General features: G+C 47.0%; 10 protein-coding genes. 6 read left to right on the top strand and 4 right to left on the bottom strand.

Annotated features, from left to right (window positions below):
• Positions 1-75: 75 nt before the first annotated feature.
• A complete protein-coding gene (locus HUK38_RS00415; RefSeq protein ID WP_182581794.1) occupies positions 76-1728 on the bottom strand; it encodes a CTP synthase in 1653 nt (550 codons plus the stop codon).
• A 178-nt stretch (positions 1729-1906) separates the two neighbouring features.
• Between HUK38_RS00415 and HUK38_RS00410 the strand changes: the two genes are divergently transcribed.
• The 5 genes from HUK38_RS00410 (at position 1907) to HUK38_RS00390 (ending at position 6197) form a co-directional block, all read left to right on the top strand.
• Positions 1907-2086, top strand: coding sequence for a hypothetical protein (locus HUK38_RS00410; protein WP_182581793.1), 180 nt, complete (start codon positions 1907-1909; stop codon positions 2084-2086).
• Positions 2019-3215: a lipopolysaccharide assembly protein LapB gene (gene lapB, locus HUK38_RS00405; RefSeq protein WP_338065335.1), complete on the top strand. Its 1197-nt coding sequence runs from the start codon at positions 2019-2021 to the stop codon at positions 3213-3215. Before HUK38_RS00410 ends, lapB begins: the two co-directional genes overlap by 68 nt.
• Positions 3216-3230: 15 nt before the next feature.
• Complete coding sequence (gene pyrF / locus HUK38_RS00400) at positions 3231-3935, top strand: orotidine-5'-phosphate decarboxylase (protein ID WP_182581792.1); 705 nt, start codon at positions 3231-3233, stop codon at positions 3933-3935.
• A gap of 70 nt (positions 3936-4005) precedes the next feature.
• A complete protein-coding gene (galU, locus tag HUK38_RS00395) occupies positions 4006-4905 on the top strand; it encodes a UTP--glucose-1-phosphate uridylyltransferase GalU (RefSeq protein WP_182581791.1) in 900 nt (299 codons plus the stop codon).
• A 71-nt stretch (positions 4906-4976) separates the two neighbouring features.
• Positions 4977-6197 carry an argininosuccinate synthase gene (locus tag HUK38_RS00390; RefSeq protein WP_182581864.1) on the top strand — a complete coding sequence of 407 codons (1221 nt, stop codon included), beginning with the start codon at positions 4977-4979 and terminating at the stop codon, positions 6195-6197.
• A gap of 134 nt (positions 6198-6331) precedes the next feature.
• On the opposite strand, the gene HUK38_RS00385 is transcribed toward HUK38_RS00390, so the two are convergent.
• The 3 genes from HUK38_RS00385 to HUK38_RS00375 form a co-directional block, all read right to left on the bottom strand.
• Positions 6332-7957 (bottom strand): methyl-accepting chemotaxis protein, encoded by a 1626-nt coding sequence (locus tag HUK38_RS00385; RefSeq protein ID WP_182581790.1) that lies wholly within the window; start codon positions 7955-7957, stop codon positions 6332-6334.
• A 308-nt stretch (positions 7958-8265) separates the two neighbouring features.
• Positions 8266-9450, bottom strand: a complete 1185-nt coding sequence (gene sat / locus HUK38_RS00380; protein ID WP_182581789.1) for a sulfate adenylyltransferase — start codon at positions 9448-9450, stop codon at positions 8266-8268.
• A 181-nt stretch (positions 9451-9631) separates the two neighbouring features.
• The gene (locus tag HUK38_RS00375; protein ID WP_182581788.1) at positions 9632-11020 is read right to left on the bottom strand and encodes a TIGR03013 family XrtA/PEP-CTERM system glycosyltransferase; all 1389 of its coding nucleotides are present in this window, start codon (positions 11018-11020) and stop codon (positions 9632-9634) included.
• Positions 11021-11245: 225 nt separating this feature from the next.
• Between HUK38_RS00375 and HUK38_RS00370 the strand changes: the two genes are divergently transcribed.
• On the top strand, positions 11246-11581 hold the full coding sequence (locus HUK38_RS00370; protein WP_182581787.1) for a hypothetical protein: 336 nt from the start codon (positions 11246-11248) through the stop codon (positions 11579-11581).
• Positions 11582-11650 lie beyond the last annotated feature (69 nt).

Raw genomic sequence — 11650 nt, 5'->3', positions numbered from 1 at the left:
TGATCGTTCCCACACGAGAACGATCAAACCTGATTGGTTTATTTAAAAAAGCCGCAGTTTTTAATCGAAGTGACGTTATGAAACCGCAAGCGCCAGCGTATTCACACGCATTCGCTGCGCTCGTGCTGCTTCAATAAAACTGCAAAAGAGCGGATGGCCATCACGCGGTTTTGAGGTGAATTCAGGATGGAATTGACAGCCAATAAACCAGGGATGATCGGCGATTTCAATCATTTCTAATAATTCATTATCTAATGACCAACCCGAACAGCGCAGCCCGGCGGTTTGTAAAATAGTCAAATAGCGTTTATTAAACTCATAGCGATGACGATGGCGCTCGCGGATTTGATCTTGATGATAAATTTGATGCGCTAAACTGTGTGGTTCGAGCTGGCATTGTTGACCACCCAAGCGCATAGTACCGCCTTTATCCGTATTGACAGTGCGGACTTCACGCTGCCCCTGTTCGGTCTGCCATTCGGTAATTAACGCAATAACCGGATGCGGTGTCGTTGGCATAAACTCGGTGCTATGCGCATCAATTAAACCGGCAACATGGCGCGCATATTCAATGACCGCAACTTGCATTCCTAAACAAATCCCCAAATACGGAATGCCCTGTTCACGCGCATATCGTGCCGTTGCAATTTTGCCTTCAATCCCGCGTTCACCAAAGCCACCGGGGACTAAAATGGCATCTAAACCAATTAAACAACCGGGGCCGTTGCGTTCAATATCTTCGGCTTCGAGGTAATGAATATCGACTTTTGCACCGACATGCGCGCCGGCATGAGCAATAGCTTCGGATAATGATTTGTACGCCTCGGTTAATCCCATATATTTGCCGACCATTGCAATGGTGACGCGATCACGCGGATTATCAAAACCCGCCAATACGGCTTGCCATTGCGATAAATCAGCGGGCGGTAGTTCAATCCGAAATTGCCGCGCTACTAATTGATCTAATTGTTGGGCGTGGAGTAATAAGGGAATGCGGTAAATATTATCGGCGTCCACCGCTGAAATCACCGCCTCCTCGGGAACATTGGTGAATAATGCAATTTTGCGGCGTTCTTCATCGGGTAAATGTTGTTCGGCACGACAGAGTAGAATGTCGGGTTGAATCCCAATTGAGCGCAATTCTTTTACCGAATGTTGCGTGGGTTTGGTTTTAATTTCGCCGGCAGTGCGCATATACGGCACGAGCGTCAAGTGCATAAATAACACATGATCGCGGCCGCGCTCGATGCGCATTTGGCGAATAGCTTCTAAAAAGGGTAATGATTCAATATCGCCCACCGTGCCGCCAATTTCAACTAATGCAATATCGGCTTGACCGGCGCCAAGGAGAATGCTTTGTTTTATTTCATTGGTGATGTGTGGAATGACTTGCACGGTGCGCCCTAAATAATCACCGCGCCGTTCTTTGCGAATGACGCTATCATAAATGCGCCCGGTGGTGAAATTATTACAGCGCCCCATTTGAATACTTAAAAAGCGTTCATAATGTCCCAAATCTAAATCGGTTTCGGCGCCGTCATCCGTGACAAAAACCTCGCCATGTTGGAATGGACTCATGGTGCCCGGATCCACATTGATATACGGATCCAGTTTAATCATAGTGACGCGCAAACCCCGCGCTTCTAATAATGCACCGAGTGAAGCAGATGCAATACCCTTACCTAATGATGACACGACGCCACCAGTGACAAAAATAAACTTACACATGAATAGATGAGTTGCGTTTTAGCGTTGAGTGAATTAAAACAGTGTGTCACGTTAGCAAATTCTTCAATACCCGACAATCTAACTTGCGCGTGACGACGCACACAGACAAGTTGTTTCACAGGGCAAGGCGCGTTACGCTGACAGGTGATTAATCGGTGCGCTGCGACAGAAAATTGCCGTGACGCGCCGCGATTCTAATGACGTTGGCAGCGCGATGGGTTGCGGCACGGGTGGGTATGACCGCCGCTGGGCAATCACGTTGCGGCTGACCGACGCCACCGGGGGCGCTGATGGAATGGTTATTTCTTTTATTGCCAGTCGCGGCGGCATCGGGCTGGTGGGTGGCGCGGCGGAATGAGACGCCGCGCCGTCGGGCGAATCATGCCGCTGCGGATACGGTTTTTTTTCGTGGCTTGAATTATTTGCTGAATGAACAACCCGATAAAGCATTAGATGTTTTTTTGAAATTCGCCGAAATAGATGGTGAAACGGCCGAAACTTATTTGGCATTGGGGGCATTATTTCGGCGGCGCGGCGAAGTAGAACGGGCAATTCGTGTCCATCAAGATTTGGTGGCGCGAGTGAAATTGCCGATTGCGCAACGCAGTCTTGCGCTGTATGAACTGGGACGCGATTATTTACACGCCGGGCTATTTGATCGCGCCGAAAGTTTATTTAAAGAACTGGTTGATATGCAAATGCAACGCCCATTAGCATTGCGGGCGTTAATTGAAATTTACCAGCAAGAAAAAGATTGGCTGCGCTGTTTAGAAATGGCCGAGCAGTTAAAGATGGATGGCAATGAACTGCTGCGGATTGAAATCGCCCAGTTTCATTGCGAATTGGCCGAACAGTATTTACGCAGCAATGAAACTGAATCGGCGCGTTTTCATTTACGCACTGCGCAAATGGTGGATAGTAATTGCATTCGTGCCAATTTATTACAGGCGGAAATGGCAATGACTGGTGGTGACGCCCGCGCTGCGCTCGCGTTATACCGTCGCGTTGCCGAGCGCGGGCCGCGCTATGTACCAACCATGTTGCCCGGATTATTAGAGTGTTATCAAGCACTTGGCTACACCAGCGTCGCTGCCGAATTGGCGCAATTGTTTCACGCGCAACCCAGCACCCCGCTGATGTTGGAACTGTCTAACGCTCTCGAACGCGAGCAGGGCAGCACGGCGGCGTTACATTTTCTCACCGATTATTTGCGCGAACGGGCGGATTTGGCGGGCGCAGAGCGACTGTTGGAATTGCGCCTCAAACAGCAGCAAACGCCCGCTGTCACCGACGCGATCTTGTTGGCGGTGGTGCAACATTTGTTGTCTGCGCAACCGGTGTATCAATGTGACCACTGTGGCTTTACGGCACGGGTGCTGCACTGGCAATGCCCGAGTTGCAAGCATTGGGGCAGCATTAAAGCGGTCGAGCCGGGCGTGATGACTGGCGCACTGCCGCTGCCGAAACATCAACTTTTGGCCGAATAACGACAGAGGGTGAGTGTGACCAAATCTACAACAGATCGCCCGCTCATTATCGCGCTGGACTACCCCAACGCCGCCGCCGCGTGGACATTATTGCACCAACTTGATCCGCGCCGCTGTCGAGTAAAAATCGGCAAAGAGCTGTTCACCCGTGAGGGACCGGCGCTGGTAAAACAGGTGATCGCGGCGGGCTTTGACGTGTTTTTAGACTTGAAATTTCACGATATTCCCAACACGGTCGCTGCCGCGGTCGCCGCCGCGGCGGATTTGGGCGTGTGGATGGTCAACGTTCACGCCAGCGGCGGCCCGCGCATGTTGATCGCGGCGCGTGAGCGATTAGCGACAGTTGCACAACCGCCACTGTTGATCGCCGTCACCGTGTTAACTAGCTTCGATCAAGCCGAATTGGCGGCCGTTGGTTGCGCAGGTGAGACAGCAGCACGGGTGTTGCATTTGGCACGACTGACTGCCGCCGCCGGCCTCGACGGCGTGGTATGTTCACCACAAGAAGCGGCACTGATCCGCGCAGACAGCGGCGCTCGTTTGGTGTTGGTCACGCCCGGGGTGCGCCCGCTGACTGCCGCGACGGATGACCAACAGCGCGTGATGACGCCAGCAGCGGCGCGAGCGGCGGGCGCAGATTATTTGGTGATTGGTCGCCCAATTACCGCCGCGCCTGATCCACTGGCGGCGCTGGCGGCAATTGAATCTGAATTGAATTGAATGCGCAATCAGTCATTGCATTTAATAAAACGCACTTCATTTAATCCCATTAACCTGATTAGGCATACGCATGGCAAGTATTAGAAAAGCAGTTTTTCCCGTCGCAGGATTAGGCACCCGCTTTTTACCAGCAACGAAAGCAAGCCCCAAAGAAATGTTGCCCATTGTTGATAAACCGCTCATTCAATATGCAGCCGAAGAGGCGGAAGATGCCGGCATTACGCAGTTGGTGTTTATTACCGGGCGCAGCAAGCGGTCAATTGAAGATCATTTCGATAAAGCCTATGAACTTGAATCCGAACTGGAGCGGGCGGGTAAAACTAAGTTATTAAACATCATACATCGGATTTTACCCGAAAGCACCAGTTGTATCTATTTACGCCAAGCCGTCGCATTGGGATTAGGTCACGCGGTGTTATGCGCAAAACCGGTGGTGGGTGATGAAGCCTTTGCGGTGATTTTAGCCGATGATTTAATTGATACGGGTAATGAATCGGGGGTGGTTGAGCAAATGGCGGCGGTGTATGAACGCACGGGTGCCAGTGTATTAAGCGTCGTTGAAGTACCGCGTGAAGAAACAAATAAATACGGAATTGTGGAAACCGAACGCCAAGCGGATGGTTCATTGCGCGTGACCTCAATTGTGGAAAAACCGCACCCATCAGTTGCGCCTTCAACGCTTGCAGTCGTTGGGCGGTATCTATTGACGCCGGGCATTTTCACCGAATTAGAACGTGTTCAACCCGGGGCGGGTGGCGAGATTCAATTAACCGATGCCATTAGCGAATTATTAAAACATGAGTTGGTCATTGCGCATCCGTTTATTGGTAAACGCTATGATTGCGGTAGCAAAATTGGTTATTTACAAGCAACGGTGGAATTGGCATTAGCACATCCAGACTTGGGGCCAGAATTCGCCGCCTATTTGCGGTCTATTGCACATGAGTATGGGTATCGACAATTGACATAATGAAATGGCGCAACATATTTAGTGCCATAAAACAGAATTGAATTGAATTGTATTGTTAGGTGAATGAAGTGATGACAAAAAACATTAAAAAAGTGGTATTAGCGTATTCAGGCGGGCTGGATACGTCGGTGATTTTGCATTGGTTGCGTGAGCAGTATGACTGTGAGGTTGTGACCTTTACCGCTGATATTGGGCAGGGTGAAGAATTAGAACCAGCCCGCGCTAAAGCAATTGCGGCCGGGGTGCGCGAAATCTTTATTGATGATTTGCGTGAAGAATTCGTGCGTGATTTCGTTTATCCCATGTTTCGCGCTAATGCACTGTATGAAGGTGAATACTTACTTGGCACTTCAATTGCGCGGCCGTTAATTGCGAAACGATTAGTTGAAATAGCGGTTATTACCGGCGCGGATGCAATTGCACATGGCGCGACGGGTAAAGGCAACGATCAAGTGCGCTTTGAATTGAGTGCGTATGCGCTGAAACCCGATATTCAAGTCATTGCCCCGTGGCGCGAATGGGATTTATTATCACGCGAAAAGTTATTAGCCTATGCTGAAGCGCGTGGGATTCCAGTGGAAATGAAACGTGCCAGTGGTCAATCGCCTTATTCAATGGATGCGAATCTATTGCATATTTCCTATGAAGGGAATGAATTAGAAGACCCCTGGCAAGAACCGGCGGCGGATATGTGGCGCTGGACAATTGCGCCGGAACAGGCGCCCGCCACGCCGGCGTATTTGGAATTAACTTTTGCACACGGTGACGTGGTGGCAATTAACGGTCAAACGATGACGCCGGCAATCGCGTTGGCTGAATTAAATCGCATTGGTGGAACGCATGGGATTGGGCGCGCTGATCTGGTTGAAAATCGCTCAGTGGGAATGAAATCTCGTGGCTGTTATGAAACGCCCGGCGGTACGATTTTATTAAAAGCACATCGGGCAATGGAGTCATTAACATTAGACCGCGAGGCGGCGCATTTGAAAGATGAGTTAATGCCGCGCTATGCCAGTTTAATTTATAATGGTTATTGGTTTAGTCCCGAGCGGCGCATGTTGCAAGCGGCAATAGATCAAACCCAGCAGGTGGTGAATGGCGTGGTGCGTTTGAAATTATATCGGGGCAATGTCACGGTCGTCGGGCGGCAGTCTGATAGCGATAGTTTATTTGACACTGCCATTGCTACTTTTGAAGAAGACGCCGGCGCTTATAATCAAGCGGATGCGACGGGTTTTATTCGGTTGAATGCGTTACGCTTGCGGGTGGCGGGGCGCAAACGCGGCGGTTAATTGCACAAGGTTTATTCAAGTTTTATTGAATAAAACGGCAGTTAATCAATTCAGATTGAACAATTAACGCCAACAAAAATGGCGCGGTTTTATTGCCCAACCGCGCCAGTCAACTATGCAATCATAATCAGGTTTCACAGCGTAAATTGCTGCATTAACTGCTGTAAATTTTCAGTTTGCCTATTAAGCTGAATAGCGGCAACGGCGGTTTCTTCAGCACCGCGTACTGTGGTTAACGCAATATTGTTGACGTGTTGCAGATTAGTCGTGATTTCAAGGGTCACGGCCGCTTGCTCTTCAGTTGCCGCCGCGACCTGTGTGATTTGCAGGTCGACATGGTCAACCTGATTGAGGATTTGCGTTAAAGAGCTTTCAAGTTCAGCCGCCTCAACAGCACCCTGTACGGCGCCCTTCACTCCCGCTGCCATCGAAGTGACGGCAACCTGGGTTTCCTGCCGGATTGCATGGATCATCTCGTTGATTTCTTTGGTCGCATTCGTCGTGCGTCCAGCTAAAGCACGCACCTCGTCGGCAACAACAGCAAACCCGCGTCCCATTTCGCCCGCCCGTGCCGCTTCAATTGCGGCATTCAGTGCCAACAGGTTGGTCTGGTCGGCAATTTGACCAATTGTGTCGGCAATGGCGCCGATCTGTTCGGAACGCTTGCCTAAATTTGCCATCATGGCGGCATTTTCACGGGTTTGTTCGCCACGAAAACGGATGCCTTCCACCGTGCGTTTGACGGTCGAAAAGTCATTTTGGGTGGTATTTGCGGCAACCCCGATGCTATCAGCGGCAATATGGCAACTGCGGCTAATTTCGCTGCTGCTGGCTGACATCTCCTCGCTGGCGGTGGCAAGCGAATTCACTTGGGTAGACAAGGATTTAGATCCGGTAGTCATCTGGTCAGCAGTGCGATGCATCTGTGCGGCAGCGGCAGCGATGTTTTGCGAAGCGGATAACACCTGTTGCACCAATTGATGCAGGTTTGCCACCATCTTTTCAATAGCCGCCATAATGCTGTTGTTTTGATATTTGAATGGTGCAAATGAGATTGATAAATCACCATTTGCAACCTGCTGTGCAATCTGTCTGACTTGATAAGGTTCACCGCCAAGCTGGCTAGTGATATTACGGATCATAATAATAGACAGTGTGGCGGCAAGAATGATACCAATCATAACAAGTAGCATCATGCTAAAGCGGCGCTTGTGGTATAGCTGTTCGCTTTCTGCATATGTTTGATGAGCAATATTCAATTGTAAAGCGACCAGTTGAGCAATCTTATTAGTCACCGGATCAATGGCAGGATAGAGCTTCTGTATCGTGAATTGGGCTAATTGATCCTGCTGTTGTTGTTGCAACAGTTGTTCAAGTTTTTGGACTGCCGCATCAGCATTAATCATCAGTGGTTTCAATTCTTGAATTAACTGCTGTTCATCAGGTACCAAACTGGTTGCTAAATAACTTTTCCAAGTTTGTGCGATTATTTTGATCGCCTGTGCCACGCTGTTGTACGCAACTTCCCAGCGAATATTACCATTCCGCGTTTTATGGCTGCTATCAACAATATTGACTGCGTACATATCAGAAATGATCTTGAGCTGTTCCAACGGCACTACGCGATCATTATAAACTGTTTCCAATCCACTATTCGCTATTTTCGCTGTATTCAAACCAAGCGATGCAACTGCTACTAATAAAACCAATAAAAAACCAACCAACGAATATAATAATTGGGCAACAGTAAACTGCTTCATGTTTGCTCCGCGTTAGCGTCTATTTTAATTCGACATCGTATCAAATAAAAGGCTAATATCTACTGGTGTAGCCTAGTGAATTTTTAGAAACGTAGTAATTATAACACATTTTGTATACGTTAACGAAACATTTTGTACACATTTACGCTAAATAGAATTTCAATAAATATATTTAATACACTACTTATAATTTAGTTGGATTCTTAACCATTTGAGCTGCATAATTAACGTCCAAAAAAAATAGCGCGGTTTAGTCATCAAACCGCGCCAACCAACTAACAACTTAATTTTACAACTACTGCTGTAAATTACAGCGATTGATAATAATCCATTAGAATTTTTGCCACTTCAGGACGTGAAAATTCCGGTGGCGGCGCAATACCATTTCCCAACATTTCACGCACCCGCGTTCCCGATAATAAAACGAAATCCTCTTTGGTATGATCCGGCGCTTCACACATCATCACCACGCGATTTAACTTTTTAGAATACGCGGTATGATCGGCTTTGAAAATCTCAATTTCTAATGCCCCGGCAGGCACCTTTTCATCAAAAATCGTTTGCGCATCAAAGGCGCCATAATAATCACCAACGCCGGCATGATCGCGTCCAATAATGAAATGCGTCGCGCCCATATTCTGCCGGAAATACGCATGAAGCACCGCCTCACGCGGCCCCGCATAAAGCATATCAAAGCCATAACCGGTGACCATTGCGCTATTCGGTTTGAAATATAACTCAACCATTTTACGAATAGATGCATCACGCACGGGCGCTGGAATATCACCCTCTTTTAATTTACCCAATAGCATGTGAATCACTAATCCATCGCAATTCAAACGCTCCATTGCCATATGGCATAGTTCTTCATGCGCCAAGTGCATTGGATTGCGCGTTTGAAATGCCACCACCCGCTGCCACCCGCGCTCGGCTATTTCATGGCGAATCTCAACTGCGGTGCGGAATGTATCAGGAAAATCACTTTGGAAATAAGAAAAGTTTAATACCTGAATAGCACCTGATAATAAAACCCGTCCTTGATTATTAAATGCTGCAACACCGGGATGAGCGGCATCTTGTGTGCCATAGACCTGCTGCGTCATTAACGCCATTTGGTCATCGGTCACAGTTTCAATTGCTGTGACATCCATAATGGCCAATACCGGATGGCCTTCCATATTCGGATCGCGTAATGCAATGCGGGTGGCATGTTTAATCGCACTGGTATCTTCAATTAAACACACAATTGGCACGGGAAAAAATGCACCATTGGTCATGCGCATATCACTTGCAACACTCAACGCATCCGCAAGATTCATAAAACCAGGCAATGGGCTGAAATAACCACCGCCAAGCATGACGGCATTGCCGGCTGCTTGGGAGCTAATTACAATTGACGGCAGTTGTGCAGCCTCAGCCATTAAGGCGTGATGCTGTTCTGGATCATAAACAAAGCAGGGTTTTAATTCGTCAGAACCAACAGGTTTAATCACATCATTACTCCGTTAATAAAGCCGCTTGTGTAGCTGGCGGGGGTTGGAAAAATCAGTTTGACAATAAACAACAAATAAAGAGTCGTTGTTATGAAACCAAAGCAGTACTTTTAATCTAATGCGGTGAGCGGTTTTTTTAGTCAAGTGACAGTTAGATAAACCGTGTGCAAAATTAATCAAATTAGAGTGCGCCTTTACCGAATAACACAACTTCAACTGTTTCCACAAGAATTAACATATCCAAAAATAAGCTATAATTTTTGACATAATACAAGTCATATTCTAATTTGCTCAACGCATCCGCTTCAGTATTCCCATAGGGAAAGCATAATTGTGCCCAACCAGTTAAACCGGGTTTCACACGATGGCGACTGGCGTAATAGATATGCTTCTTGGCTAACATGGTGACGAATTCGGGGCGTTCGGGACGTGGTCCAACAAAACTCATATCACCTTTAATGATATTAAAGATTTGCGGCATTTCATCAATCCGGGTTTTACGAATAAAACGCCCAACACGAGTAACTCGATCATCGTGTTTAGTTGCCCAACGCGGCCGTCCGTCGGCTTCTGCATCAATACGCATACTGCGAAATTTAATGACTTGAAATGGCATCCCGTTTTCGCCAATGCGTACTTGACGATATAAAACCGAATACCGAAAATCACTTTCAATAAAAATTGCCAGCGCGGCAACTAACATAAAGGGTGCAAATATCAAACCCAGAATAGTTGCCATGACTAAATCGAATAGGCGTTTAACAGCTAAACTAATGCTCCCATGTGAAAACCCATCCGAATACACCAGCCAACTCGGTGACAGCAAATCCAGTTTAATAATACCAACTTCACGTTCAAAGAACGATTGTAATTCAAGAATATCTATGCCACTCACTTTACAATCTAATAACTCTTCAATTGGCAACTTACCTCGGCAATCAGGAAGTGCTAAAACAATTGCGTCTACTTGTAGGCGAGCAGCAAGAAAAGGCAATGGTTCATCACAATGGATAATTGGTACTGAACACGGCGCGTCTGCTTCTGTTTCCAAAGGCAAAAAACCAACAAAATCAATTCCGCGTGAATCAGTATCTATCACCATTTGTGTTAGATCAATCGAGCCAACGACTAGAATACGGCGCTTAAAAAAATTTGGACGAAAAAAATAAAACCCCCCTCGCAGCAATAAAATTGCAATAAAAGAGAAGATGACGGCTAATAATAAAGTGCTGCGCCACAAAGGCAACTCTGGCATTGCAAAAGAAATGGCCGCTAATGTCACAGACCCTAATAACAACGCTAAAACAACGCGAATTAATGAGCCATGTAATCCTTCCCGTAGGTGTGCTTCATATAGCCCCATTGCTGCCATCCAAATCACAAACACAATGGCAACTAATCCTGATAATAATAGTGGACTGGCTGATTCAGGAACGGGTCCGGCGTTAATTGATAACCAGCGAGTATGAAATCCAATGTAGTAACAAGCGGCAAATAGCACGGCTTCTGCCCCAGCAAGAAGCAATAAGGGTAGCCGCATATAGTGATGAAACACACGAACAGATCGCATGACTCCCCCAATTTTTTGTGAATAAAAATGCGCTTCACTGAAATAACTCTAGCCGCCACCAATATAAATAATCGATTGACGATGCACTATGTCAAAAATTATACTCTCTTGACGATGGGAGTGCTGTCACCTATGCTTAACAAGCATAAATCGAAATATTAATCACTGTTGACTGAATTTCATCCGAAGTGATTAGCTATTTACCCTCAATATCTTGGTGTTATAATGGCAGAAAAAATAGAAGACCTCACAATCAGTTATACCGAAGATGGTATTGAAACTACCCGTGAATTGGATAAGGTGGTCTTATCTAAAGGAAGTTGGACTACTGTATTGTATCGTTATCAAGAGTGGGAACGTGCTAAAGGAACTTACAGTCCAGAGCGCTACAGCATTCGTCGTTATCAAAAACGCAATGGTGAATATCGCCAGCAATCAAAGTTTAATATCTCTAGTCGGGCGCAGGCGCAGGCGATTATTGATGCGTTGCAACAGTGGCTGAATCAAGACCCTTCAGCTGGTAATGCGTTGGGCGATACATCTGATGATTCGACTGAATAGTAATTGCAATTATCGCGGTGTCATCTGCAATAAATAACAGCGATTAACAAAACAATGGTGGCTAATAAA

Origin of the sequence: Thiospirillum jenense (assembly GCF_014145225.1) — a bacterium.
Lineage (GTDB): Bacteria > Pseudomonadota > Gammaproteobacteria > Chromatiales > Chromatiaceae > Thiospirillum > Thiospirillum jenense.
Note: the sequence above shows the minus strand (reverse complement) of the source record. Positions and strands in the feature narration are given on the sequence as shown.

What these genes read in the sequence shown, in the direction of transcription:
- HUK38_RS00370 (WP_182581787.1), top strand. Translation starts at nt 11,246, where the DNA reads ATGGCAGAAAAAATAGAAGACCTCACAATCAGTTATACCGAAGATGGT.
- HUK38_RS00385 (WP_182581790.1), bottom strand. Translation starts at nt 7,957, where the DNA reads ATGAAGCAGTTTACTGTTGCCCAATTATTATATTCGTTGGTTGGTTTT.
- HUK38_RS00375 (WP_182581788.1), bottom strand. Translation starts at nt 11,020, where the DNA reads ATGCGATCTGTTCGTGTGTTTCATCACTATATGCGGCTACCCTTATTG.
- HUK38_RS00390 (WP_182581864.1), top strand. Translation starts at nt 4,977, where the DNA reads ATGACAAAAAACATTAAAAAAGTGGTATTAGCGTATTCAGGCGGGCTG.
- lapB (WP_338065335.1), top strand. Translation starts at nt 2,019, where the DNA reads ATGGAATGGTTATTTCTTTTATTGCCAGTCGCGGCGGCATCGGGCTGG.
- HUK38_RS00415 (WP_182581794.1), bottom strand. Translation starts at nt 1,728, where the DNA reads ATGTGTAAGTTTATTTTTGTCACTGGTGGCGTCGTGTCATCATTAGGT.
- galU (WP_182581791.1), top strand. Translation starts at nt 4,006, where the DNA reads ATGGCAAGTATTAGAAAAGCAGTTTTTCCCGTCGCAGGATTAGGCACC.